General features: G+C 74.0%; 21 protein-coding genes. 14 read left to right on the forward strand and 7 right to left on the reverse strand.

Annotated features, from left to right (window positions below):
* Nucleotides 1–223: 223 nt before the first annotated feature.
* The 3 genes from ACW14Y_RS14600 to ACW14Y_RS14610 form a co-directional block, all read right to left on the reverse strand.
* Entirely contained in the window at nt 224–799 is a 576-nt protein-coding gene (locus ACW14Y_RS14600; protein ID WP_030395854.1) for a TerD family protein, read from the reverse strand.
* A 205-nt stretch (nt 800–1,004) separates the two neighbouring features.
* Nucleotides 1,005–1,463, reverse strand: a complete 459-nt coding sequence (locus ACW14Y_RS14605; protein WP_456987067.1) for a peroxiredoxin — start codon at nt 1,461–1,463, stop codon at nt 1,005–1,007.
* Between the two features lie 276 nt (nt 1,464–1,739).
* Nucleotides 1,740–2,177 (reverse strand): DUF3052 domain-containing protein, encoded by a 438-nt coding sequence (locus ACW14Y_RS14610; RefSeq protein WP_030395852.1) that lies wholly within the window; start codon nt 2,175–2,177, stop codon nt 1,740–1,742.
* A 516-nt stretch (nt 2,178–2,693) separates the two neighbouring features.
* Between ACW14Y_RS14610 and aceE the strand changes: the two genes are divergently transcribed.
* Nucleotides 2,694–5,444 carry a pyruvate dehydrogenase (acetyl-transferring), homodimeric type gene (gene aceE / locus ACW14Y_RS14615; protein WP_340634733.1) on the forward strand — a complete coding sequence of 917 codons (2,751 nt, stop codon included), beginning with the start codon at nt 2,694–2,696 and terminating at the stop codon, nt 5,442–5,444.
* 1,074 nt (nt 5,445–6,518) lie between these two features.
* On the opposite strand, the gene ACW14Y_RS14620 is transcribed toward aceE, so the two are convergent.
* Entirely contained in the window at nt 6,519–8,123 is a 1,605-nt protein-coding gene (locus ACW14Y_RS14620; RefSeq protein WP_456987070.1) for an MFS transporter, read from the reverse strand.
* A 214-nt stretch (nt 8,124–8,337) separates the two neighbouring features.
* Here ACW14Y_RS14620 and ACW14Y_RS14625 point away from each other — a divergent pair, with 214 nt between their 5' ends.
* From ACW14Y_RS14625 to ACW14Y_RS14650, 6 genes are all read left to right on the forward strand, one after another.
* A complete protein-coding gene (locus tag ACW14Y_RS14625) occupies nt 8,338–9,003 on the forward strand; it encodes a TetR family transcriptional regulator (protein ID WP_266311032.1) in 666 nt (221 codons plus the stop codon).
* A gap of 94 nt (nt 9,004–9,097) precedes the next feature.
* Entirely contained in the window at nt 9,098–10,462 is a 1,365-nt protein-coding gene (locus ACW14Y_RS14630) for a sensor histidine kinase (RefSeq protein WP_380443395.1), read from the forward strand.
* 23 nt (nt 10,463–10,485) lie between these two features.
* Complete coding sequence (locus ACW14Y_RS14635; protein WP_030395846.1) at nt 10,486–11,160, forward strand: response regulator; 675 nt, start codon at nt 10,486–10,488, stop codon at nt 11,158–11,160.
* 181 nt (nt 11,161–11,341) lie between these two features.
* Nucleotides 11,342–12,478: an alpha/beta hydrolase gene (locus ACW14Y_RS14640; protein ID WP_380313090.1), complete on the forward strand. Its 1,137-nt coding sequence runs from the start codon at nt 11,342–11,344 to the stop codon at nt 12,476–12,478.
* Nucleotides 12,479–12,540: 62 nt separating this feature from the next.
* Nucleotides 12,541–13,791, forward strand: coding sequence for an acyltransferase family protein (locus tag ACW14Y_RS14645; RefSeq protein WP_456987074.1), 1,251 nt, complete (start codon nt 12,541–12,543; stop codon nt 13,789–13,791).
* 251 nt (nt 13,792–14,042) lie between these two features.
* Nucleotides 14,043–15,254 (forward strand): alpha/beta hydrolase, encoded by a 1,212-nt coding sequence (locus ACW14Y_RS14650; protein WP_380305904.1) that lies wholly within the window; start codon nt 14,043–14,045, stop codon nt 15,252–15,254.
* A gap of 25 nt (nt 15,255–15,279) precedes the next feature.
* Here ACW14Y_RS14650 and ACW14Y_RS14655 read toward each other — a convergent pair whose 3' ends face one another.
* The gene (locus ACW14Y_RS14655; protein WP_380305906.1) at nt 15,280–16,260 is read right to left on the reverse strand and encodes a helix-turn-helix transcriptional regulator; all 981 of its coding nucleotides are present in this window, start codon (nt 16,258–16,260) and stop codon (nt 15,280–15,282) included.
* A 101-nt stretch (nt 16,261–16,361) separates the two neighbouring features.
* Here ACW14Y_RS14655 and ACW14Y_RS14660 point away from each other — a divergent pair, with 101 nt between their 5' ends.
* Complete coding sequence (locus ACW14Y_RS14660; protein ID WP_456987077.1) at nt 16,362–16,952, forward strand: TIGR03086 family metal-binding protein; 591 nt, start codon at nt 16,362–16,364, stop codon at nt 16,950–16,952.
* A gap of 16 nt (nt 16,953–16,968) precedes the next feature.
* On the opposite strand, the gene ACW14Y_RS14665 is transcribed toward ACW14Y_RS14660, so the two are convergent.
* Nucleotides 16,969–17,418, reverse strand: coding sequence for a MerR family transcriptional regulator (locus ACW14Y_RS14665; RefSeq protein WP_380305910.1), 450 nt, complete (start codon nt 17,416–17,418; stop codon nt 16,969–16,971).
* 107 nt (nt 17,419–17,525) lie between these two features.
* Here ACW14Y_RS14665 and ACW14Y_RS14670 point away from each other — a divergent pair, with 107 nt between their 5' ends.
* Nucleotides 17,526–18,359, forward strand: a complete 834-nt coding sequence (locus ACW14Y_RS14670; protein ID WP_266269280.1) for a serine hydrolase domain-containing protein — start codon at nt 17,526–17,528, stop codon at nt 18,357–18,359.
* A gap of 50 nt (nt 18,360–18,409) precedes the next feature.
* Here the strand turns inward: ACW14Y_RS14670 and ACW14Y_RS14675 are convergent, their stop codons facing one another.
* Complete coding sequence (locus ACW14Y_RS14675) at nt 18,410–19,186, reverse strand: pirin family protein (RefSeq protein WP_456987080.1); 777 nt, start codon at nt 19,184–19,186, stop codon at nt 18,410–18,412.
* Between the two features lie 215 nt (nt 19,187–19,401).
* Between ACW14Y_RS14675 and ACW14Y_RS14680 the strand changes: the two genes are divergently transcribed.
* The 5 genes from ACW14Y_RS14680 to fabF all read left to right on the forward strand — a co-directional run bounded on the left by ACW14Y_RS14680 (nt 19,402) and on the right by fabF (nt 24,397).
* Nucleotides 19,402–20,598: a PucR family transcriptional regulator gene (locus ACW14Y_RS14680; RefSeq protein ID WP_030395837.1), complete on the forward strand. Its 1,197-nt coding sequence runs from the start codon at nt 19,402–19,404 to the stop codon at nt 20,596–20,598.
* 90 nt (nt 20,599–20,688) lie between these two features.
* Nucleotides 20,689–21,636: an ACP S-malonyltransferase gene (locus ACW14Y_RS14685; protein WP_380305914.1), complete on the forward strand. Its 948-nt coding sequence runs from the start codon at nt 20,689–20,691 to the stop codon at nt 21,634–21,636.
* Nucleotides 21,633–22,667, forward strand: a complete 1,035-nt coding sequence (locus tag ACW14Y_RS14690; RefSeq protein ID WP_360018135.1) for a beta-ketoacyl-ACP synthase III — start codon at nt 21,633–21,635, stop codon at nt 22,665–22,667. The genes ACW14Y_RS14685 and ACW14Y_RS14690 overlap by 4 nt, the downstream gene beginning before the upstream one ends.
* A gap of 79 nt (nt 22,668–22,746) precedes the next feature.
* On the forward strand, nt 22,747–22,989 hold the full coding sequence (locus tag ACW14Y_RS14695) for an acyl carrier protein (RefSeq protein WP_030310143.1): 243 nt from the start codon (nt 22,747–22,749) through the stop codon (nt 22,987–22,989).
* 142 nt (nt 22,990–23,131) lie between these two features.
* The gene (fabF, locus tag ACW14Y_RS14700) at nt 23,132–24,397 is read left to right on the forward strand and encodes a beta-ketoacyl-ACP synthase II (RefSeq protein ID WP_380313156.1); all 1,266 of its coding nucleotides are present in this window, start codon (nt 23,132–23,134) and stop codon (nt 24,395–24,397) included.
* Nucleotides 24,398–24,467 lie beyond the last annotated feature (70 nt).

The raw sequence follows: 24,467 nt of genomic DNA on the forward strand, positions 1-24,467 counted from the left end.
GCGCATTCCAGGTCTATTCCCCCGCGACCCCGGCCGGCCCCTCCGGGCCGGCTGAACTTTCCTGAACTCCCATCCTTCCAGTGCGGCCGAGCAGGTCGTAGCCCGGGCACGGCAAACCACGCGCCGACACAAGACGAACGGCCGGGGCGGCCGCCGACGCTCTCGCGTCCGCGGCCGCCCCGGCCGTGCTTCACCACCGGGCCGTCACCGGCCCTGCCCCGACTCAGACGTTGACGCCGAAGTCCTGGGCGATGCCGCGCAGGCCGGAGGCGTAGCCCTGGCCGATCGCGCGGAACTTCCACTCGGCGCCGTTGCGGTACAGCTCGCCGAAGACCATGGCGGTCTCGGTGGAGGCGTCCTCGGTGAGGTCGTACCGGGCCAGCTCCTTGTTGTCCGCCTGGTTCACCACGCGGATGAACGCGTTGCGGACCTGGCCGAAGTTCTGCGAGCGGTTCTCGGCGTCGTAGATCGACACCGGGAAGACGATCTTCTGCACGTCGGCCGGCACGGTCGCCAGGTTGACCTTGATCGCCTCGTCGTCGCCCTCGCCCTCACCGGTGAGGTTGTCACCGGTGTGCTCGACCGAGCCGTCGGGGCTCTTCAGGTTGTTGAAGAAGACGAAGTTGCCGTCCGCGCCGACCTTGCCCTGGTCGTTGCAGAGCAGAGCGCTGGCGTCCAGGTCGAAGTCCGTGCCCGTGGTGGTACGGACGTCCCAGCCGAGGCCGACCAGTACGGCGGTCAGGCCCGGGGCCTCCTTGGTGAGCGAGACATTGCCGCCCTTGCTCAGGCTGACACCCACTTGTCCTCCAAGATTCGGGAGGCACTCCTCGGTGCCCCCGTGGTGCGGTCCGAAGCTCCGGCGGCGAACCGCCCCGAGCCTCTGACCAGCCAACGGACCGATCGTAGTGCGGGGTTCCCGTCCGCGCCGGGGAACCACCCGGACCCGCTGCCCGGGACGCCCCCGAGCAGGCCGGGAACCGTGCGTCCCGGGTGCCCCGGACGGCTCAGAGCGCGCCGAGGGCGGTCAGGTACTCCTGCTCGTCACGGGCGTCCGACAGGCCGTTCACGACGCTCCAGCGGACCACGCCGGCCTTGTCGATCACGAAGGTGCCGCGGACCGAGCAGCCCTTCGTCTCGTCGAAGACACCGTAGGCGCGGGAGACCTCGCCGTGCGGCCAGAAGTCGGAGAGCAGCGGGAAGTCCAGGCCCTCCTGCTCGGCGAAGATCCGCTGGCTGAACGGCGAGTCGTTGGAGACACCCAGCACCTGGACCTCGTCGTTCTGCAGGCGCGGCAGCTCCTTCTGGATCGCGCAGACCTCGCCGGTGCAGACACCGGTGAACGCGAACGGGTAGAAGACCACGACGACGTTCTTGTCACCCCGGAAGTCGGAGAGCCTGACCAGCTCGCCGTGCTGGTTCTTGAGCTCGAAGTCCGGAGCCTCGGTGCCGATCTCGATGGCCATGCGGTGACCTTTCCCACTCGACGCGACTGGGCCGCGCGGGTGACGCGGCGAGCGCCATCCTCGCATTCGCCGGGACCGGTTGAGCCGGACGGGTGAGGGCTGCGCCGTCCGGGGCCACCGCTTTCGCCCTGGGCGAACGGTTCGGCCGTCCGGGTCGCGGCACCCGTCGGACCGCCGACCGGGGTCGTGACACCCTCCGGACCGCCGTCCGGAAAACCGACCGGGCCCCGCCGGAGGGAGACTCCGACGGGGCCCGGTGGGGCTTGCTGGCAGGACTCAGCGCTTGGCCGGCTTGGCCGTCGACTTGGTCGCCAGGCGGGTCGCGGCCCAGTCCTTGGCGATCGCGATCGAGCTGGTCTGGGAGAGGCCCGCGGTCTTCGCGGCATCGGCGATGTCCGAGGCCTCGATGTGGCCGTCACGGCCGGTCTTGGGCGTCAGCAGCCAGATCAGGCCGCCCTCCGCCAGGTATTCCAGGGCGTCGACGAGGGAGTCGGTGAGGTCTCCGTCGTCGTCGCGGTGCCACAGCAGGACGGCGTCTGCGACGTCGTCGTAGTCCTCGTCGACAAGATCGGTCCCGGTGATCTCCTCGATGCCCTCGCGGAGGTCCTGGTCACTGTCTTCGTCGTACCCCAGCTCCTGGATGATCTGGCCCTCGTCGAAGCCGAGACGGGCTGCCGGGTTGGACTTGTCCGCGGGGTCCGCGGTCGCGCTCACGGGAATAACCTCCAGTATTCGGCCCGGCGTCCATGCCGAGGCTGTGGCCGTAGTCCACACGGGCGCGGCGGTTCGCGCAAGTACCCGACCCCCGATCCCCTCCAAAGGTTGACGTGTCGCACGGGAACACGCCGGGCGACGTGTCGGGAATCACACCGATTTGCCCTTCTCTGCACAAGACAAGGATGCTTCGGGAGGTCCCGGTCCACAGGCCGTACGCACGCCCGAGATGCGAACAGCATTCGGGTCCGCGCGTGCGCGGGCGTAGAGTCTCCTGTTGGCCCTCACCCCGGCCGTCCGCCATCGGACGGGCGGGAAACCAGGTCGGACCACCTCTGTTCGTAACACCCGGAGGTGTGCGGCACGGACGACGCTGTCCGAACCGCACATCGCCAGACCGTTCCTTCTGTTGGGCGGAACGGTTACCGATCGGTAGAGATGACGGATCTCCGAGCGCGGTAGCACGATGGAGGCGGCGCGACACACCTCAGTTTCGACCGACAGTGAAGGAACAGCGTGGCTTCCGGATCCGATCGCAACCCGATCATCATTGGCGGCCTTCCGAGTCAGGTCCCGGACTTCGATCCCGAGGAGACCGCGGAATGGCTGGAGTCGCTCGATGCGGCCATCGACGAGCGGGGGCGCGAGCGTGCCCGTTACCTGATGCTGCGGCTGATCGAGCGCGCCCGCGAGAAGCGTGTCGCCGTGCCCGAGATGCGCAGCACGGACTACGTCAACACCATCGCCACCAAGGACGAGCCGTTCTTCCCCGGTAACGAGGAGATCGAGCGCAAGATCCTGAACGCGACCCGCTGGAACGCCGCGGTGATGGTCTCCCGGGCGCAGCGTCCCGGCATCGGCGTGGGTGGGCACATCGCCACCTTCGCCTCCTCCGCGTCGCTCTACGACGTCGGCTTCAACTACTTCTTCCGGGGCAAGGACGCCGAGGGCGAGTCCGGCGACCAGATCTTCTTCCAGGGTCACGCCTCCCCCGGCATCTACGCCCGCGCGTTCCTGCTGGACCGGCTCACCGAGCAGCAGCTCGACGCCTTCCGCCAGGAGAAGTCGAAGGCCCCCTACGGCCTCTCCAGCTACCCGCACCCGCGGCTGATGCCGGACTTCTGGGAGTTCCCGACCGTCTCGATGGGCCTCGGCCCGCTCGGCGCGATCTACCAGGCCCGGATGAACCGCTACCTGGAGCACCGCGGCATCAAGGACACCTCCGACTCGCAGGTCTACGCCTTCCTCGGCGACGGCGAGATGGACGAGCCCGAGTCGCTCGGCCAGCTGTCCCTGGCCGCCCGCGAGGGCCTGGACAACCTCACCTTCGTGGTCAACTGCAACCTGCAGCGCCTCGACGGCCCGGTCCGCGGCAACGGCAAGATCATCCAGGAGCTGGAGTCGCAGTTCCGCGGCGCCGGCTGGAACGTCATCAAGCTGGTCTGGGACCGCAGCTGGGACCCGCTGCTGGCCCAGGACCGCGACGGCGTCCTGGTGAACAAGCTGAACACCACGGTGGACGGCCAGTTCCAGACCTACGCCACCGAGTCCGGCGCGTACATCCGGGACAACTTCTTCGGCGGCGACCTGCGGCTGCGCAAGATGGTCGAGAACATGACCGACCAGCAGATCCAGCACCTGGGTCGCGGCGGCCACGACCACGCCAAGGTCTACGCGGCGTACAAGGCGGCCCGCGAGCACAAGGGCCAGCCGACGGTCATCCTCGCCCAGACCGTCAAGGGCTGGACCCTCGGCCCCAACTTCGAGGGCCGCAACGCGACCCACCAGATGAAGAAGCTGACGGTCGAGGACCTCAAGCGCTTCCGCGACCGGCTGCACCTGCCGATCACGGACAAGCAGCTGGACGAGGGCTACCCGCCCTACTACCACCCGGGCAAGGACTCGGAAGAGATCCAGTACATGCACGACCGCCGCAAGGAGCTGGGCGGCTACGTGCCGACCCGCAAGGTGCGGCCGAGGCAGCTGGAGCTCCCGGGCGACGACGCGTACAAGGCGGTCAAGAAGGGCTCCGGCAACCAGACCATCGCCACCACCATGGCGTTCGTCCGGGTGCTCAAGGACCTCATGCGGGACAAGGGCATCGGCAACCGCTTCGTGCCGATCGCGCCCGACGAGTACCGCACCTTCGGCATGGACTCGCTGTTCCCCTCGGCGAAGATCTACAACCCGCTGGGCCAGACCTACGAGTCGGTCGACCGCGACCTGCTGCTGGCCTACAAGGAGTCGCCGACCGGCCAGATGCTGCACGACGGCATCTCCGAGGCGGGTTGTACCGCCTCGCTGATCGCCGCCGGCTCGTCCTACGCCACCCACGGCGAGCCGCTGATCCCGGTCTACGTCTTCTACTCGATGTTCGGGTTCCAGCGCACCGGTGACCAGTTCTGGCAGATGGCCGACCAGCTGGCCCGCGGCTTCGTGATCGGCGCCACCGCCGGCCGCACCACGCTGACCGGCGAGGGCCTGCAGCACGCCGACGGCCACTCGCACCTGCTGGCCTCGACCAACCCCGGCGTCGTCGCGTACGACCCGGCCTACGGCTTCGAGATCGCGCACATCGTGCAGGACGGCCTGCGCCGGATGTACGGCTCCAGCGCCGAGCACCCGCACGGCGAGGACGTGTTCTACTACATGACCGTCTACAACGAGCCGATCAAGATGCCGGCCGAGCCGGAGAACGTGGACGTCGAGGGCATCCTCAAGGGTCTGCACCGGTACGCCCCCGGCACCGCCGGCCAGATCCCGGCCCAGATCCTCGCCTCCGGCGTGGCCGTGCCGTGGGCCCTGGAGGCCCAGCGGATCCTGGCCGAGGAGTGGAACGTCAAGGCCGACGTCTGGTCCGCGACCTCCTGGAACGAGCTGCGCCGCGACGCGGTGGAGGCCGAGGAGTTCAACCTGCTGCACCCCGAGGAGCAGCAGCGCGTCCCGTACGTGACCAGCAAGCTCCAGGGCGCCGAGGGCCCGTTCGTCGCCGTGTCCGACTGGATGCGCGCGGTGCCGGACCAGATCTCCCGCTGGGTGCCGGGCCAGTACCAGTCGCTGGGTGCCGACGGCTTCGGCTTCGCCGACACCCGCGGTGCGGCCCGTCGCTTCTTCCACATCGACGCGCAGTCGGTCGTGCTGAGCGTGCTCACCGAGCTCGCCAAGCAGGGCAAGATCGACCGCAGCGCGCTGAAGGACGCGATCGACCGCTACCAGCTGCTCGACGTGGCGGCGGCCGACCCGGGCGCCGCGGGCGGCGAGGCCTGAGCGCAGCGCTGATCCCCTGAGGGGCCGGTCCCCCCGCCGTGTGCGGGAGGACCGGCCCCTCGCCGTTTCCCCCCGGGGCTGCGCTCCGGACCGGTTCCGGCCGCCTCTTAACCTTCCCGAGAGTCACCCTTAAGGTGTCCCGAGGGGGCGAGGGGGAGGGGGCCGGGTACGGTGCGCACACCTAGGTCGGGGGCCTTTCCCCTGGCGGTGCTGGTCGGGGTGACGACCGGCGCCCTGCTGTCCCAGTTGCTGCCCGCTCCGGAGGAGATCGGCGGGCCCTCGGTGGCGCTGCCGGCCGCCTCGGACCGGGCCGTGGTCGAACTGGTCCCGGTTCCGGTGCCCTCGGCGCCGGGTAGCGGGCCCGGACCGGCCGAGTCCGCCGGGCCCGGAGGACCGGCGGCTGCCGAGGGGCCCGCGCCCGGGTCGTCCGCGCCGCCGACCGCCCCGGACGGGCCGGCCGGACCCGGCGCCTCCTCCCCCACCGCTCCCGCCGCCCCCGTCGCTCCCGGCACCCCGGGCGGACCGGCCCTCGGGCTGGTCGCCGCCGAGGTCCCGGCGGGCCGGCCCGGCCCGGCCGCGTCGGCCCCGGCGTCGGCCCCCGCCCCGGACCGGTCCGGGGCGACACCTCCGCCCACCGCGCCCTCCGCGCCGCCCACCGGGCCGACCGCACCGGCCGTCCCGCCCCCGGCGGGGCCGGTGGGACCAGCGGGACCGCCGGAGCCGGTGGGACCAGCGCGACCGGTGGGACCGGCGAGACCGGGGCCGCCACCGCGGCCCCCGCCCCGACCCGGACCCCGACCGCCCCGCCCGCCGGTGGCACCGGCAGCGGCGGCCACTTCGGCCCCAGCCAGGTGCTGCCCGCGCCGAGCCCGTCCGCCGCGCTCTCCGAGGAGGAGTACTGGCGGCGGGCCGAGGCGTGCTGGGCCGACGCCGAGACCGACCCGTCGCTGGACTGCCCGACCTCCTGACGCCGCGCCTCCCGAGGCCTCGGGGCCCCGGAACGCCACCGGCCCCGGAACGTGGGAACGGTCCGGGGCCGGTGCCCGGCGGGGGCACGGGGCGGGGCGGGGCTGGTCAGATGTGGACGGCGGGCCCGGCCTCGGTGGTGCCCCGCCGGGTCAGCAGTCCGAGCACGGCGGCCGCGAAGGCGACCACCGAGGCGACCGCGAAGGCCAGCGACATGCCGCTGACGAAGGAGTCGTGGACGGCGCCGGCCATCGCGTCGACCACCTGCTGCGGGGTGCCGGCCGGGGCGGGCGGGGCGATGCCCAGCTGGGCGGCCTGGCTGAGGCCCTCGGCCTGGGCCGGCTCGACCGGGGGCAGCCCGGCCTTCGCCCAGTTGCCGGGCAGCACGTCGGTGACCCTGGCGGCCATCAGCGCGCCCAGCACGGCGGTGCCGAGGCTGCCGCCGACCTGCATCGCGGACTGCTGGAGGCCGCCGGCGACACCGGACAGCTCCATCGGCGCGTTGCCGACGATGACCTCGGTGGCGCCGACCATGACCGGGCTGATGCCCAGGCCCATGAGCACGAACCAGAGCGCCATCACGCCGTTGCCCGAGCCGGCGTCCAGGGTGGACATGCCGAACATCGCGACGGTGGTGATCAGCATGCCGGCCACGATCGGGATCCGCGGGCCCAGCTTGCCGATCGCAATGCCCGCCACCGGCGAGCCGACGATCATCATGCCGGTCATCGGCAGCAGGTGGACGCCCGCCTGGACCGGCGTCATGGCGTGCACGTTCTGCAAATAGAAAGTCACGAAGAAGATCGCGCCGAAGAAGGCGAAGGCCATCAGGGCCATCAGCAGGACGCCCGCCGACAGCGGCACCGAGCGGAACAGCGCGAGCGGGACCAGCGGCTCGCGGGCCTTGCCCTGCCAGAGCGCGAAGAGCACCATCAGCACCACCGCGCCGCCCAGCAGGAGCAGGGTGGAGGCGTCGCCCCAGCCCCACTCGGGGGCCTTGATGATGCCGAAGACCAGCGCGAACATCGCCACCGAGAGCAGCACGATGCCCGGGACGTCGAAGGACCTGGCGGCGTTCTCGGCCCGCACGTCCTTGAGGATCCACAGGCCGAGGCCCAGGGCCAGCAGGCCGACCGGGATGTTGATGAAGAACACCGACTCCCAGCTGACGTGCTCGACCAGCAGGCCGCCGACGATCGGGCCGGCCGCGGTGGAGGCGCCGATCACGCCGCCCCAGATGCCGATCGCCATGTTGAGCTTCTCGGCCGGGAAGGCCCCGCGCAGCAGGCCGAGCGCGGCCGGCTGGAGCAGCGCGCCGAACAGGCCCTGGAGCACGCGGCAGGCGATCACGGTCTGGATGTTGCCGGCGAAGCCGATCGCGGCCGAGGTGGCGGCGAAGCCGACCGCGCCGACCAGGAAGGTGCTCTTGTGGCCGAACCGGTCGCCGATCTTGCCGGCCGTGATCAGGAAGACCGCGAGGGCCAGCAGGTAGCCGCTGGTCACCCACTGGATCTCGGAGGGCGCGGCGTTGAGGTCGGCCTGGATCACCGGGTTGGCGATCGCGACGATCGTGCCGTCCAGGGCGACCATCATCACGCCGACGGCGACGGTGAGCAGGGTCAGCCAGGGGTGTCCCTGGAGGCTCCTCCCACCCGGCGACGTGCCGGACGGCGGTGTGTCCGCCTCGGCGCTCTTGGTGAGGGACTGACTCATCTGGGCCCTCCGGGGCTGACTGCGGACGGACATGGTCGTGGCGCCCCGGCCCACCCGTCCCCACGAGTGCCCGGCCCGAGGGGCGCCACTCCGGCAGATTATGTCAGCAGCTGACATTCGGCAAACACTGTCTTCTGTCGCCGCCTGCCATTTGTCAGAGGGCTACAGTAGCCTCCGGAACACCAGCCCGATCACCCTCCGGAAGGCGCCCGCCATGGCCGCTCAGTCCGCTCCTCCCGCCGCCGCCCCGGAGCCCGGGCTGCGCGCGCGGAAGAAGCAGCGCACCCGGGAGGCCCTGATCGAGGCCGCGCACCGGCTGTTCCTCGGACAGGGTTTCGCCAGCACCACCGTCGACGAGATCGCCTCCGCGGTCGACGTCTCGCAGCGCACCTTCTTCCGCTACTTCGCCAACAAGGACGAGGTCGCCCTCGCCGTCCTCGCCGAGGCCGAGGACCACTTCATCGAGCTGCTGCGGGCCCGCCCCGCCGAGGAGGGACCGCTGCGGGCGCTGCGGGCCGCGATCGTCGGCTCCTGGCGCGAGCGCGGCTCCGCCCACCCCACCGGACCGTGCTCGGTGAACGCCGCGCTGGAGCTCATCCGGATGATCGAGGACACCCCCACCCTGCTCGCCGCCCACCTGCGCCGGGTGGCCGAGCAGGAGCGCGTGGTGATCCGGGTGCTCGCCGAGCGCGAGGGCCTCGACCCGGCCGAGGACCTGCGGCCCGCCGTCCTCGCCGCGGCGTTCGGCGCCGTGCTGCGCGCCGCCCACCTGTCCTGGACCGCCGACCGGGAGGACATCGGCCCGGAGGGCATGATCGCGCTGATCGACCGCCACCTGGACCAGCTCGGCCCGGCCCTGGTCGGCGACTGGCGCTCCTGAGCCACCGGCCGGCCCGGCCCCCTACCGGAGTACTACCCGGGACCCAGCACCCCGGGGGGACGCCCGGCCGCCCCGCCCGCCCTAGGCTGGCCGGATGATCAAGCCGTCCACCGGGCCCGCCCCGGCCGGTCCGGTGCGCGCGCTGCTCGCCCCGCTGACCCGCCCCGCCGCGGACCACACCCCGCTGCTGGGCCAGTCCCCGCGCCGCTGGGTCCGCCGCCTGCCCTACGTCGCCGCCGCCGCCGCGATCGCCTCGCTGCTGCCGAGCGGGATCTCCGTGCTCAGCCAGGACTACGGGATCTCCGGCGGCCTCGCCGCCGCCCTCGCGGTCGCCCAGACGGTGCCGCTGCTGCTCGCCCTCACCCGGCCGCTGCCCGCCTGGTGGATGATCGGCGGCGCCGACCTGCTGACCGCGCTGGCGGTCCTCACCGTCGGCACCGGCCCCACCGGCCCCTGGCCGTGGCCGCCGCCGGTCCTGGTCGGCTACCTCTTCCTGATGCTGCCGCTGGCCCTGCGCGAGCCCCGGCGGACCCTGGTCTCGGTCTGGCTGACGACCGCGGCCGCCAGCCTCACGATGTCCCTGCTGGGCTTCACCGACCGGTTCGGCGGGGACAACAGCCTGCTCGCCACCGCCCTGGCCGGCGCCGTCCTGGTGCTCGGCGGGGCACTGCGCGAACGCGCCGAGGCCGCCCGGAGGCTCGCCGAGCAGGAGCACATCAACGAGGCCGAGCGCGAGCGGCGCACCCTGCTGGAGGAGCGCGCCCGGATCGCCCGCGAGCTCCACGACGTGGTCGCCCACCACATGTCGGTGATCGCCGTGCAGGCGGCCAGCGCGCCGTACCGGATCGCCGGGGTCCCGGACGAGGCGGCGGAAGAGTTCACCGCGATCGCCGGGACGGCCCGCGAGTCGCTGACCGAGATGCGGCGGCTGCTCGGCGTGCTGCGCAGCGAGGACTCCGGCGCCGAGACGGCGCCCCAGCCGGGCATCGGCCAGCTGGCCCAGCTCGTGGACACGGTGCGCCGGGCCGGGGTGGCGGCCGAGCTCGCCCTCGACCCGGAGCTGACGGACGACGCGCTGCCGCCGGCCGTCGGCCTCTCCGTCCACCGGATCGTCCAGGAGGCGCTGGCCAATGTGGTCCGGCACGCCCCGGGCGCCAGGGCCTGGGTCTCGCTGACCGCCACCGGTGACTCCCTGTTGGTCACCGTGGTCAACGCGGCCCCGCCGGAGCGCGCCGAGTCGCTGGAGGGCGCGGCCGAGGGCACCGGCCACGGGCTGGTCGGCATGCGGGAGCGGGTCCGGCTGCTGGGCGGGCGACTGGACACCGGCCCGCTGGCGGACGGCGGCTTCCGGGTGGCCGCCGTGCTGCCCGTGACCGGCCTGACGGATACTCGGTCGCAGGACGGCCGGCCGAACGGCAGCGCGTCCCCCGGTCCGGACGGGACGCCGGCCGGACCGTAGAACGCCCCCGGGGAGTGCACCGTATGACCATCCGCGTGATCATCGTCGACGACCAGGCGATGGTACGGGCCGGATTCGCCGCCCTGCTGGGCGCGCAGAGCGACATCGACGTGGTGGGGGACGCGGCGGACGGCGCGCAGGCCCTGGAGGTGACCGGCCGCACCCACCCGGACGTCGTGCTGATGGACGTCCGGATGCCGGTCATGGACGGCCTGGAGGCCGCCCGGCGACTGCTCGACCCGGCCGTGCCCGGCGCCCACCGCCCCAAGGTGCTGATGCTCACCACCTTCGACGTCGACGACTACGTCTACGAGGCGCTGCGGGCCGGCGCCAGCGGCTTCCTGCTCAAGGACGCGCCGCCGGCCGACCTCATCGCCGCCGTCCGGGTGGTGGCGGCCGGCGAGGCGCTGCTCGCGCCCTCGGTGACCCGCCGGCTGATCGAGGACTTCGCCCGCACCCGGCCGGCCCGGCGCCGGGACCCGAAGCTGCGGCTCAACGGCCTGACGCCGCGTGAGACCGAGGTACTGGAACTGATCGCCCGCGGCCTGTCCAACCAGGAGATCGCCGCCGGACTGGTCCTCGCCGAGCAGACCGTGAAGACCCACATCGGCCGGATCCTGGCCAAGCTGGACCTGCGCGACCGCGCCCAGGCGGTGGTGCTCGCCTACGAGTCCGGCCTGGTGACGCCCGGGCAGTGACGCCCGCCGCCGCGGCACCCCGGGGCTCTCCCCCGGCCCGGGGTGGGGTTCTCCCCCGGGGGAGAACCTCCTGATACCCGGGTAGCACCCGGCAGTTGGCCCCGCGGTGTGACGCCCGCGGGGCCACCTCGTTCCTACCGTCCCCTCCTGTCGAAGCCGAACGGCCCAGGAGGGAACGGACATGGGGAAGCAGCGAATCCGGCGCACACTGGCGGCCGCCGCGCTGGCACTGGTCGCCGCGCTGGGCGTGGGCGGCTGGGCCGCCGGCGGCGAGCGGGCGGTGACCGGGCCGCCGCCCGGCAGCACCGAGTGGGTCGCCGACACCACCCTCGGCCTGCCGCTGCCCGACCCGGCCACCGCCCGCCCCGCCGAGGTGGCCGCCTTCTTCGCCCGGCTGCCGCCCGCCGCCCGGGAGGCGCTGGCCGTCCGCCACCCGCTGGTGGTCGGCAACCTGGACGGCGCGCCGGTCGACCTGCGACTGCGGGCCAACGCCCGGGCGATCGCCGCCGAACGCGACCGCGCCGAGGCCCGGGCCGCCGACCCGGCGCTCACCCCGCAGGACCACGCCGCCGCCCGGGAGCGCGCGGAGCGCTGCCGCGCCCTGCTCGACGGGTCGGCGCCCGGCGGTCCGCGCCGGTTCCTGGCCTTCGACCCGCGCGGCCGGGGCCTGGTCGCCGAGGTGTTCGGCGACCTCGCCGGCGCCGCCCGGGTCGCGGTGGTCGTCCCCGGCTCCGACATCGACCTGCGCACCTTCGACCGCGCCGCCGACCCGTACGGCACCCCGGTCGGCATGGCCCGCGCCCTGTACGGGGCGACCGGTGGACGGACCGCGGTGATCGCCTGGGCCGGCTACACCACCCCGCTCGGCCTGGGCCCGGACGCCGCCACCGAGCAGTTGGCGCGGGCCGGCGCCGGGCGGCTGACCCGGCTGCTGGACGGACTCGCCGTCAGCACCCGCCCGGACGCCCCGCCCACGGTGTTCTGCCACAGCTACGGCTCGGTGGTCTGCGGGCTGGCCGCTCCGGGCCCGGAGCTGGCCTCCGGCGTGGTGGTGCTCGGCTCGCCCGGCCTCGGCGTCGACTCGGCCGCCGAACTCGACCCGCGGGTCCCGCTCTGGGCCACCGCCCGCAACGACTCCGACTGGATCGGACGGGTGCCGTTCGTCCGGCTGTTCGGCCTCGGCCACGGCGCCGACCCGACCGACCCGGCCTTCGGCGCCCGGCCGCTGCCGTCCACCGGTTCGCACGGCCACACCGGCTACTTCGCCCCGGGCACGGCCTCGCTGGCCGCCTTCGCCGAGCTCGCCCTCGGCCGCTGAGCCCTCCCCTCCTCCCGCCCTCCCCGACCGCCGCGCCGCACCCCGCGAACGGAGACCCCGTCATGCCCGGACCCCTGCCCACCCCCCTGCTGGCGCCCCTGCACCGCGCCGCCCGCCAGGTGGACGCCCGCACCCCCGAGAGCCGCGACCGCGCGCTGGACGGCCTGCGCGCCCTCGCCCTGCTCGCCGTCCCGGTCGGCCACTGGCTGCTCGGCGGCTTCACCCGCTCCGCCGACGGCGCCCTGCACAACGCCAGCCCGCTGTCCTCGCCCGCGCTCGGCTTCTTCGCCCCGGCCAGCTGGGGACTGCAGTTGCTCGGGGTGTTCTTCCTGGTCGGCGGGTACTCCGCGGTCCGCTCGCTGGAACGCGCCCGGGCCCGCGGCACCGGCACGGCCGGCTGGCTGCGCGGCCGGGCGGTGCGACTGCTCCGCCCGGTGCTCGGGGTGGCCGCCGTCTGGGCCCTGCTGATCCCGCTGCTGCCGCGCCTCGGCGTGTCCGCCGACACCGTCCGGACCGGGTCGACGCTGGTGGTGCAGCCGCTCTGGTACATCGCGGTCTACCTCGGACTGACCGCGCTCACCCCGCTCTGCGCGGCCGCCGCCCGCCGGCTCGGCGGCTGGTCCGCCGGCCTGCCGCTGGCCGCGGTCGCCGCGGTCGACCTGCTGCGGTACGGGCCGTGGGCAGAGTCGGTGCCGTCCTGGGTCGGGCTGCTGAACATCCTGCCGGGCTGGCTGTTCGGCTACCAGCTGGGCGCGCTCTGGGCCGCGGGCCGGTTGGGACGTCCGGCGGCGCGGCTGCTGCTGGCCGGGGGCGCGGTGCTGTTCGCGACGCTGCTGCTGGTGTTCCACTACCCGGCGTCGATGGTCGGGGTCCCGGGCGCCGCCCGCACCAACTCGCACCCGCCGTCCCTGCTGGTGCTGGCGCTGGCCTCGGTCCAGTGCGGCGCGGCGGTGCTGCTGCGCGACCGGCTCGGCCGGCTGCTGGCCGGCCGTCCGCTGCTGTGGCTGCCGGTGGTGGCGGTCAACCTCTCCGCGATGACGATCTTCTGCTGGCACCAGAGCGCGATGCTCGCCGTCGCGGTGCCGGGCGCGGCCGCCTTCGGCGAGGTGCCCGGGCTGACGGTGGCTCCGGACTCGCTCGGCTGGGTGGCGCTGCGACTGGCCCTGCTGCCGCTGTTCGGCGCGGTGCTGATCGGGATCGGGTGGTTCACCCGCCGGTTCGACGGCCCGTGGACGGCGCTCTCCCGGCCGGCCAAGGCGGCGGCCGGCGCGGCGGCGGCATTCTTCGCGGCGTACGCGCTCGGCGTGGTCTGAACGCGCGGGCCCGGGCCCGCGGGCGGGCGGCGGCCGGGACCGGTCGGGGGGACGAACCGGTCCGCGGCCGCCGATTTCCGCGCGAACGACCGAAACCCCTCCGGGACACCACGCGTTCATGTGATCCATCCCACAGTTTAAGGCGGTCCGGGCGCCGCTCCGGACCCCTAGGCTTGCGCTGAAAGTTGGCAGTCGTACCACCCTCGGGCCCCGTCCGGGATCGGTGACGGGACTCTCTGGGAGCTGAGACGATGCGCCGTCGACGGTGGAAGCACGTCCTGATCGGCGCCTTCGCGGGCGCCGCCGTCCTCGCCGACGCCGGTGCGGCGGCCGCCCAGGCCGCCGCCGCCACCGAGCAGTTGGCCATCTCCACGCCGCCGGCCGGCAGCGCCGCCTGGGTCGAGGACCACTCCTACGGCCAGGACCTGCCCGACCCGGCCACCACCGCGCCGGCCGCCGCCGCCGAGTTCTTCGACCGGCTCTCCCCGGCCGCGACCGACCGGCTGGTCGCGGCCTACCCGCTGGTCGTCGGCAACTACGACGGCGCGCCGCTCGCCCTGCGCTACCGGGCCAACCGGGTGGCGCTGGCCGCCGAGCGCGACCACGCCCGGGCCCGCGCCGACGACCCGAAGCTCGACCGGGAGCAGCGCGCGCTGGCCGTCTCCCGCGCCAACGACGTGCAGAGCCTGCTCGCCGCCGGCCGGCAGATCCTCGCCTTCGACCCGCGCGGCCGGGGCCTGCTGACCGAGGTCTGGGGAGACCTCGGGACCGCCGACCGGATCGCCGTGCTCGTCCCCGGCTCGGACGCCGACCTCGGCCACTTCGACCAGGCCGTGGAACCGCTCCGCTCCCCCGCCGGGATGGCCCGCGCGCTGTACGAGGAGGAGCACCGGCAGGCCCCGGGCGCCCGCACCGCCGTCGTCGCCTGGACCGGCTACGTCACCCCCTCCGGCCTCGGCCCGGACGCGGTCACCTCCCGGCTCGCCGACGTCGGAGCGCCCCGGCTGCGCCGCCTGCTCGCCGGGCTGAAGGAGACCACCCGCCCGCAGGCGCCGCCCGCGCTGTTCTGCCACTCCTACGGCTCGGTGGTCTGCGGCACGGCCGCGCCGGACATCCCCCGCGCGGCCACCTCCCCGGCGGACACCGGCGGGGTCACCGACCTGGTGGTCTTCGGCTCCCCCGGCATGGGCGTGGAGAGCCGCTCCGAACTGGGCGGCGGGGTGCGGGTCTGGGCGACCCGCAACGAGACCGACTGGATCGGCAACGTGCCCTACCTGGAGGTCGGCGGACTCGGCCACGGCGCCGACCCGACCTCGGTGGACTTCGGCTCCGAGCGGCTCTCCTCGGCCCGCTCCTCCGGCCACAACGGCTACTTCGCGACCGGCACCGACAGCCTGTACAACTTCGGCGCCGTCGCCCTCGGCCGGGACCAGGACGTGCTCCGCCCGGCCCCCGAGGCCTGAGCCCCGGGCCCCGCGCCGGGCCGCGTCAGACCGGGTCCGGCCGGTACAGCCGGACGGCGTCGGCGGCCGTGCGCGCCATCTCCCGGCGGGCGGCCGGCGGGTGGAGCACCTCGGCGTCCGCGCCGAACGCCAGCAGGGCCCGCACGGCCGGCAGCGACTGGAAGCCGAGCGCGAGTTCGACCCACTCCTCGGGCGCTCCGCCCCCGCTCTCCGGCGGCGGGGCGGTCAGCCGGGTGCCGTGGATCCGGACGAACATGTCCAGCCGCCCGCGCCGCACCCGCACCTTCACCGTCAACTCCTTGGGCAGCCGCTCCACCTGCTCGCGCAGCACCGTCCAGACGTCGCCGAGCCCCACCCCCGGCCGTCGACGCACCGACTCCTCGGCGGTCTCCGCGTACAGCACCCGGTCGGCCCGGAACAGCCGCGGCTCCCCGCGCAGATCGGCCACCAGGTACCAGACGGCGGCCTTGCTGACCAGGCCGTACGGGTCCACCGTGTACTCCGCCGGCGCGGGCGAGCCGCTGTGCCGGTAGCGCAGCCGCAGTCGCCGGTCCGCGAACACCGCGTACTGCAGCTCGCCGAGGTCGGGCCCGGGCGCGGCGCCGGCCTGGAGCCAGCGCGCCGGATCGACCAGGATCCGCTCGCTGATCCGCTCGGCGCCGGGCCGGTGCGGGGCGGGCAGCGCGGCCATCACCTTGCGCAGCGCCGAGCCCAGCGCGCCGTCCAGCCCGAGGTCGCTGTGCGCGCCCTGGGCGGACAGCACGAACAGGGCGCGCGCCTCGTCGGCGGTCAGGCCGCTGACGTCGGTGCGGTAGCCGGGCAGCAGACTGATGCCGCCGTGCCGGCCGCGCTCGGTGTAGACGGGCACACCGGCGGTCGAGAGCGCCTCGACGTCGCGGTAGATGGTGCGGACCGACACCTCCAGCCGTTCGGCCAGTTCGGTGGCGGGCACCCGGCCGCGGGTCTGGAGCAGCAGCAGGATCGAGAGCAGGCGGTCGGCCTTCATGCCCCGAGGATCCCAGAAATCATGACGGCGCTTGTCAGGTTTTACCGGGAGATTGCCTCCGTACCGAAAAACCTTCCGCACCACTGGAGTCGAACGTTCCCATGGACACCACCCAGGACCCGCGCCCGCTGTACCTGCTCGCCCTCGACCAGTTGGAGAAGCTGATCTCCGAGGCCGCCCCGGAGACCCTGGACCGGCCCACCCCGTGCACCGAGTACGACCTGCGGACCCTGCTCGGCCATGTGGTCGGCGGCGTCCACCGGCTCGCCTACATGGGCGAGGGCGGCCGCTGCGAGGACGTCGCGGCCGCGACCGGCGAACTCCCCGACGACGGCTGGCCGGCCGCCCTCGGCCGGGCCCGGGCCCGGGTGACCGCCGCCTGGGCCGAGGACGCCAAGCTGGACCGCCCGACCTTCGCGCCCTGGGGCGAGGTGCCCGGCCGGGCCGCGGTCGGCGGCTACGTCCTGGAGACCGTCACCCACGCCTGGGACATCGCCCGCGCGCTCGACACCGACCCCCCGCTGGAGGAGCGACTGGACGAGCGGCTGGCCGAGGCCGCGCTGGGGATCGCCCTCGCCGTGCTGCCGGCCGAACCGCGCGGCGGCGCCGTGCCGTTCGGCCCGGTACGGCCCGCGCCCGCCGGGGCCGGTCCGTACACCCGGCTCGCCGCGTACCTCGGCCGGGAGGTCTGACGCCCGCACCGCACGGCTATCCGCACGCGACCCGGCCGTCGTACAGCTCGATCTTGTGATCGAGCACGGCCAGCGTCGCGTGCAGGTCCGCGATCCGCTGCCGCACCTCCTCCCGGTGGGCGAGCAGCAGATCGCGGCGGTCGGCGGAGGTCCGGTCGCCCTGGCGGGCCAGCTCCACGTACCGCAGCATGTCCGCCACCGGCATCCCGGTCAGCCGCAGCCGCCCGAGGAAGGCCAGCCGGTGCAGGTCCCCGTCGCTGTACCGGCGCTGGCCCGAGGCCGAGCGGTCGACCGGGTCCAGCAGGCCGATCCGCTCGTACCAGCGCAGGGTGTGCGCGGTCAGCCCGCTGGCCGCCGACACCTCGCCGATGGTGTGCCGGGGCGTCCGGTCCGGCACGCCGAGCGGCTCCCGGAACACCTCGCCGCAGGTGCGTCGTCCGGCCTCGATCGCTGCGAGTACGGTCATCTCGGTCCCCCCGGTGCTGAACGTGCCGACGCCACCGGCGCCGTGGAGTGCGGTCGGACCAAGCCTGCCACCCCGGCGGGGCGGGCGGCCCCGTTAGAGTCGGCGTCATGGAGAGCTTGCGGAAGATCGAGACCTGGCCGGTACCGCACGCGGCGGCGGCCGTCGTACGGGGCGCGGACGGCGCGCTGCTGGGTGCGCACGGGCCGCAGGAGCACCTGTTCCCGCTGGCGTCGGTGACCAAGCTGCTCACCTCGTACGCCGTGCTGGTCGCGGTGGAGGAGGGCGTGTTCGAGCTGGACGACCCGGCGGGGCCCGAGGGCTCGACCGTCCGGCACCTGCTCGCCCACACCTCGGGCCTGGCCTTCGACGAGCACCGGGTGATGGCCGAGCCCGGCAACCGCCGGCTCTACTCCAACGCCGGCTTCGACGTGCTGGCGCGGACCCTGGAGGAGGCGGCGGGCATCGAGTTCGGCCGGTACGCCGCCGAGGCGGTGTTCCAGCCGCTCGGCATGCACGCCACCCTGATCAACACCGCGCACCGCACCCCCGCCGGGGCCGGCGGCCTGTCGACCGTCGCCGACCTCGCCCGGTTCGCCGCCGAACTGCAGTCGCCCAAGCTGCTCGACCCGGGCACCCTGCGCGCGGCGACCCGCGAGGTGGCCTTCCCGGGCACCGGCGGCGTGCTGCCCGGCTTCGGCCACCGCCGGCCGAACGACTGGGGCCTCGGCTTCGAGATCCGCGACGGCAAGGCCCCGCACTGGACCGGCACCGCCAACTCCCCCGCGACCTTCGGCCACTTCGGCCAGTCCGGCACCTTCCTGTGGGTGGACCCGGAGGCCGGGGTGGCCTGCGTCGCGCTCACCGACCTCGACTTCGGCCCGTGGGCCGCCGAGGTCTGGCCGGTGCTCTCCGACGCCGTCCTCGCCGAACTCCGGGGCTGACGGCGGCAGTACGGCAGCAGTTCGGCAGCAGAACAGCTTCAGCGGCGCCGTCAGCCGTACGAGACCGGCGAGTGCATCTCCCACAGGAGCAGCTCCGCGCCGGCCTCGCCGGCCATCGGCGCCGCGAAGGCGTCCCCGGTGATCCGCACGCTGTCGCCGGGCACCATCGAACGCCCGCCGCCCTGCGGCCCGGGCACCGTCCGGTAGCCGAGCGAGCCCGCCGTCAGGTGCGCGTAGCGGTAGGCGGCGGCCGGCAGCGCCGGCAGCGGCTGCCACGGCCCGGCGGTCACCAGCCACAGCGCGGCGTCCCCGCGGCGCAGCCGCAGCGCCTCCGTGCCGGCGTCCCGCGCCAGCCCGGAGGCGAGCAGCGTCAACCCGTCGACGGCCCGCTCCACCCCCCGCAGCCCGTACACCGGCGGCGCGTCGAGGACGTCCGGCTGGAGCCACATCTGGACGAAGCGGACCGGCCCCTCGGCGCCGCCGACGTTGCGCTCGGTGTGGCTGACGCCGGAGCCCGCGCCCAGGTGCTGGACCATGCCGGGCCGCACCACCCCGCTGTGCCCGTGCGAGTCCCGGTGGGCCAGCGCGCCCTCCAGCACCCAGGTGAGGATCTCGGTGTCCCGGTGCTTGTGCTCGTCGAACCCGGCGCCGGGGGCGAGCCGCTCCTCGTTGCACGCGAGCAGGGCCCCGAAGTGGGTGTTCCTGGGGTCGTAGTGCCCCGAGAACGAGAACGCGTGCCGGGTCTCGACGCCCTCGGCGGGGGTCGAGAGGTAACGCTCGGCGGTACGGCGGAGATCGGCCCTGGGGCGGGCTGGGGCATCGGTCACGGCCCCACCGTAGTGCCGGCTCCGGCGGGTGCGACCGTCACCACCCCGCCGCTCCGCAGGGGCCTGTGCACGAGCAGTCACTCCGGTGAGGCAGTCTTGTCCCTGTGCCAGCCGCCTCCGCGAACTCCAAGAGCGATCCGACCGCCCCCGACCGGAACGGGAAGAGCCCGACCTCCGGTGCCGGGAGAGACCGGCCCGGGCGGGCGGCACCGCGCCTGACCGCGCAGGAGCGCCGGCTCGCCGCCGACCGCGCCGAGCGCCGGGCCGCGACCCTCAAGCGGCTGGAGAAGTCCTCCGGCAAGCTCGCCTCCGCCGCGATCGCCAGGATGGACGACCAGCTCGGCTGGTACCGGCGGATGCCGCCGGAGCACCGGTCCTGGATCGGCCTGGTCGCCCAGGCCGGTATCGCCGCGTTCACCGAGTGGTACCGCAAGCCGGACGCCCCGCAGGCGATCTCCACCGACGTCTTCGGCACCGCGCCGCGCGAGCTGACCCGGGCGATCACCCTGCGCCAGACCGTCGAGCTGATCCGCACCACCATCGAGGTGATGGAGGAGGCGATCGAGGAGGTGGCCGCCCCCGGCGACGAGGCCGACATGCGCGAGTCGGTGCTGGTCTACGCCCGGGAGATCGCCTTCGCCACCGCCCAGGTGTACGCCCAGGCCGCCGAGGCCCGGGGGGCCTGGGACGCCCGGCTGGAGGCCCTGGTGGTCAACTCGCTGCTCTCCGGCGACGCCGACGAGGGTGTGCTGTCCCGCGCCGCCGCGCTCGGCTGGGGCCAGCCCAGCCAGGTCCGGGTGGTGATGGGCTCCGCCCCGGACGGCGACAGCGAGCTGGTGGTGGAGGCGATCCGACGGGCCGCCAGGTACGCCAAGCTGCACGTGCTGACCGGGGTGCTGGGCAAGCGCCTGGTGGTCGTGGTGGGCGGCGACAAGGAGCCGGTGCACGCGGCCCGGGCCCTGATCGGCCAGTTCGCGGCCGGTCCGGTGGTGGTCGGCCCGACCGTGCCCGACCTGCTCTCGGCGACCCGCTCGGCGCACGCCGCCGCGGCCGGCCTGCGGGCCTGCGCGGCCTGGCCGGACGCGCCGCGGCCGGTGCTGGCGGACGATCTGCTGCCGGAGCGGGCCCTCGCGGGCGACCAGGCGGCCCGGCGCCAGCTGGTGGAGGAGATCTACACACCGCTGGACGAGGCCGGTTCGGCACTCCTGGAGACCTTGAGTGTCTACCTGGAGCAGGCCTCCTCGCTGGAGGGCGCCGCCCGAATGCTCTTCGTCCACCCCAACACGGTGCGCTACCGGCTCCGACGTGTGACCGACGTCACGGGCTACGCTCCCTCCGACGTGCGTTCGGCCTTCACCCTGCGTATCGCACTGGCGCTGGGGCGGCTCACCGCCACCGGGGAGTCGAGCTGACCACGCTGTAGGGACCTTACAATCCCGGATGCTTTTCTTCGTTACCGTCGCCTACCCGCCCCCGGGCGCCTGGCGAGAGAGGGTTGAACCGTGCTCGTAATCGTCGCCCCTGGACAGGGTGCCCAGACCCCCGGTTTCCTCAGCCCCTGGCTGGAGCTCGACGGCGTCGCCGACCGCCTCCGCGGTTGGTCCGAGGTCGCCGGGCTCGACCTTGTGCGCGCGGGCACCGAGGCGGACGCCGAGGAGATCAAGGACACCGCCGTCGCGCAGCCGCTGCTGGTCGCCGCCGGCCTGGTGACCGCCCGCGCGCTGTTCCCGGACGAGACCGCCGCCCGCGGGCTGGTCGGCGCCGTCGCCGGCCACAGCGTCGGCGAGATCACCGCCGCCGCCGGCGCCGGGGTGCTGAGCGCCCACGACGCCCTCACCTTCGTCCGCGAGCGCAGCCTGGCCATGGCCGAGGCCGCCGCGGCCACCGAGACCGGCATGCTCGCCCTGCTCGGCGGCGACGCCGAGGAGGTCGCGGCCAAGCTGGCCGAGCACGGCCTGACCGCGGCCAACAACAACGGCGGCGGCCAGATCGTCGCGGCCGGCACCCTGCCGCAGCTGGACGCGCTGCGCGCGGACCCGCCGGCCGGCTCCCGGCTGGTCGCGCTGAAGGTGGCCGGCGCCTTCCACACCTCCCACATGGCTCCCGGCGTCGAGCGGCTGGCCAAGCTGGCCCCGACCCTGACGGTCGCCGACCCCGAGGTCGCCTACGTCTCCAACCAGGACGGCCAGGTGGTCGCCTCCGGTGCCGAGGTGCTGAGCCGACTGGTGTCGCAGGTGTCCAACCCGGTCCGCTGGGACCTCTGCATGGAGACGATCCAGCGGCTGGGTGCGACCGCCGTCATCGAGCTCGCCCCGGCGGGCACCCTCACCGGACTGGTCAAGCGCAACCTCAAGGGTGTGGCGACGCTTGCCCTCAAGACCCCCGCCGACCTGGACAAGGCCCTCGCCCTGGTCGCGGAGCACGGCGGTCAGGAGCAGGAGCAGGCATGAGCAACGCCCCCCAGATCCGCCCCGTCACCGGCGCGCAGTACTCGCGCATCCACGGTGTGGGCGGCTACCGGCCGGTCCGGGTGATCCCGAACGCCGAGGTGCTGACCTGGATCGAGTCCTCGGACGAGTGGATCCGCACCCGTAGCGGGATCGCCGAGCGCCGCTGGGCCGGTCCGGAGGAGTCCGTCGCCGAGATGTCGGTGCAGGCCGCCGGCAAGGCGATCGCCCAGGCCGGGATCGACCCGGCGCGGATCGGCGGCGTGATCGTCGCGACCGTCTCGCACCTCAAGCAGACCCCGGCCGTCGCCACCGAGATCGCCGAGCGGCTCGGCTGCGGCACCGCCCCGGCCTTCGACATCTCGGCCGCCTGCGCCGGCTTCGGCTACGGCCTCGGCCTGGCCGACGGCATGGTGCGCGGCGGCAGCGCCGAGTACGTGCTGGTGATCGGCGTGGAGCGGCTCAGCGACCTCACCGACACCTCGGACCGCTCGACCGCGTTCATCTTCGGCGACGGCGCCGGCGCCGCGATCGTCGGCCCGTCCGACACGCCGGGCATCGGCAAGGTCGTCTGGGGCTCGGACGGCTCGCAGAAGGACGTCATCTCGCAGACCGAGGCCTGGGACACCGCCTTCGCCAAGCAGGACGCCATCAACGGCGCCGGCGAGGAGACCAGGTGGCCGGCGCTGCGGATGGAGGGCCAGACGGTCTTCCGCTGGGCGGTCTGGGAGATGGCGAAGGTGGCCCAGCAGGCGCTGGACGCCGCCGGGATCACCGCCGACCAGCTCGGCGCGTTCATCCCGCACCAGGCCAACATGCGGATCACCGATGCCATGATCAAGGCCCTCAAGCTGCCCGAGTCGGTGCCGGTCGCCCGCGACATCGCGGAGACCGGCAACACCTCGGCGGCCTCCATCCCGCTCGCGATGGAACGCATGCTGGAGAGCGGTGAGGCCCGCAGCGGGGACCTCGCACTGATCATCGGGTTCGGGGCGGGTCTCGTGTACGCCGCCGCGGTCGTTACGCTCCCCTAGGCGTTTTCCGCCCGATCCACCACAAACCTGCGTCCGTCCGCCGGGCGGCCGCATTCAACACCGAAGAGGAGCAGCCAGTATGGCTACCAAGGACGAGGTTCTGGAAGGTCTCGCCGAGATCGTCAACGAGATCGCCGGCATCCCGACCGAGGACGTCGAGCTCGACAAGTCCTTCACCGACGACCTGGACGTCGACTCGCTGTCCATGGTCGAGGTCGTCGTGGCCGCCGAGGAGCGCTTCGACGTCAAGATCCCGGACGACGAGGTCAAGAACCTGAAGACCGTCGGCGACGCGGTGAACTACATCCTCACCAACGCCTGAGCCGTCGACTCCGTCGATGCCTGAGATCGGCCGACTCCACCGGGTCGGCCGACCCGCCGGCCGGGACGCCCACCGGGCGCCCGGCCGGGCCCACCTTCGGCCCGCCGCCGACCCCCGCACGAACGTGAGAGAAGAAGATCCAGTGACCGTTGAAAACCGTACCGTGGTCGTCACGGGTATCGGCGCCTTCACGCCGCTGGGCGGCGACGCCGCCACCACCTGGGAGAACCTGCTCGCCGGGCGCTCCGGGGTGGCTGTCCTGACCGAGGAGTGGGCCGCCGAGCTGCCCGTCCGGATCGCCGCGCGCACCGCCGTCGAGCCGGGCGAGATCCTCCCCCGTCCGCTGGCCCGCAAGCTGGACCGCTCGGCGCAGTTCGCGCTGATCGCCGCCCGCGAGGCCTGGGCCGACGCCGGTTTCGAGACCCCGGCCACCGACGAGTCCTCCAAGCTCGCCCCCGAGCGCCTGGGCGCCGTGATCGCCTCCGGCATCGGCGGCGTCACCACCCTGCTCGACCAGTACGACGTACTGAAGGAGAAGGGCGCCCGCAAGGTCTCCCCGCACACCGTCCCGATGCTGATGCCCAACTCCCCGGCGGCCAACGTCGGCCTGGAGGTCGGCGCCCGCGCGGGTGTGCACACCCCCGTCTCCGCCTGCGCCTCCGGCGCCGAGGCGATCGGCTACGCGATCGAGATGATCCGCAACGGCCGCGCCGACGTCGTGGTGGCCGGCGGCACCGAGGCGGCGATCCACCCGCTGCCGATCGCCGCGTTCGCCAACATGATGGCGATGTCCAAGAACAACGACGACCCCGAGCGCGCCTCCCGCCCGTACGACAAGGGCCGGGACGGCTTCGTGCTCGGCGAGGGCGCCGGCGTGGTCGTGCTGGAGTCCGTGGAGCACGCCGAGGCCCGCGGTGCCCGCATCTACTGCGAGGCGGTGGGTCAGGGCCTGTCCTCGGACGCCCACCACATCGCCCAGCCCGAGCCGACCGGTGCCGGCGTGGCCCGCGCGCTGGCCGACCTGTTCGAGCGCAACCAGCTCGACAAGGCCGAGATCGTGCACGTCAACGCGCACGCCACCTCGACCCCGCAGGGTGACACCGCCGAGCTGAAGGCTCTCCGCAAGGAGCTGGGCGAGGAGCTCGACCACATCGCCGTCTCGGCGACCAAGTCGATGACCGGCCACCTGCTGGGCGGCGCCGGCGGCATCGAGACCGTCGCCACCGTGCAGGCCCTCTACCACCGCCTGGCCCCGCCGACCATCAACGTCGAGGAGCTGGACGACGACGTGGACGCGGACATCGTCCGCGGCGAGGCCCGCAAGCTGCCCGAGGGCCGGATCGCGGCGCTGAACAACTCGTTCGGCTTCGGCGGCCACAACGTGGTGCTGGCCTTCCGCTCCCGCTGACCCGGACGCTCCCGCACCCGGACCGCGTCCGGACCGGGTCCGACGAGGAGGGGCCGGCGCTCGTACCGAG

It is taken from the genome of Kitasatospora sp. cg17-2, assembly GCF_054031055.1.

Bases quoted from the DNA above. Each gene is read 5' to 3' on its own strand.
- ACW14Y_RS14665 (WP_380305910.1), bottom strand. From the start codon at position 17,418: ATGACCGTACTCGCAGCGATCGAGGCCGGACGACGCACCTGCGGCGAG.
- ACW14Y_RS14645 (WP_456987074.1), top strand. From the start codon at position 12,541: ATGCCCGGACCCCTGCCCACCCCCCTGCTGGCGCCCCTGCACCGCGCC.
- ACW14Y_RS14625 (WP_266311032.1), top strand. From the start codon at position 8,338: ATGGCCGCTCAGTCCGCTCCTCCCGCCGCCGCCCCGGAGCCCGGGCTG.
- ACW14Y_RS14655 (WP_380305906.1), bottom strand. From the start codon at position 16,260: ATGAAGGCCGACCGCCTGCTCTCGATCCTGCTGCTGCTCCAGACCCGC.
- ACW14Y_RS14630 (WP_380443395.1), top strand. From the start codon at position 9,098: ATGATCAAGCCGTCCACCGGGCCCGCCCCGGCCGGTCCGGTGCGCGCG.
- ACW14Y_RS14640 (WP_380313090.1), top strand. From the start codon at position 11,342: ATGGGGAAGCAGCGAATCCGGCGCACACTGGCGGCCGCCGCGCTGGCA.
- ACW14Y_RS14695 (WP_030310143.1), top strand. From the start codon at position 22,747: ATGGCTACCAAGGACGAGGTTCTGGAAGGTCTCGCCGAGATCGTCAAC.
- ACW14Y_RS14605 (WP_456987067.1), bottom strand. From the start codon at position 1,463: ATGGCCATCGAGATCGGCACCGAGGCTCCGGACTTCGAGCTCAAGAAC.
- ACW14Y_RS14635 (WP_030395846.1), top strand. From the start codon at position 10,486: ATGACCATCCGCGTGATCATCGTCGACGACCAGGCGATGGTACGGGCC.
- ACW14Y_RS14670 (WP_266269280.1), top strand. From the start codon at position 17,526: ATGGAGAGCTTGCGGAAGATCGAGACCTGGCCGGTACCGCACGCGGCG.
- ACW14Y_RS14620 (WP_456987070.1), bottom strand. From the start codon at position 8,123: ATGAGTCAGTCCCTCACCAAGAGCGCCGAGGCGGACACACCGCCGTCC.
- ACW14Y_RS14650 (WP_380305904.1), top strand. From the start codon at position 14,043: ATGCGCCGTCGACGGTGGAAGCACGTCCTGATCGGCGCCTTCGCGGGC.
- ACW14Y_RS14690 (WP_360018135.1), top strand. From the start codon at position 21,633: ATGAGCAACGCCCCCCAGATCCGCCCCGTCACCGGCGCGCAGTACTCG.
- ACW14Y_RS14660 (WP_456987077.1), top strand. From the start codon at position 16,362: ATGGACACCACCCAGGACCCGCGCCCGCTGTACCTGCTCGCCCTCGAC.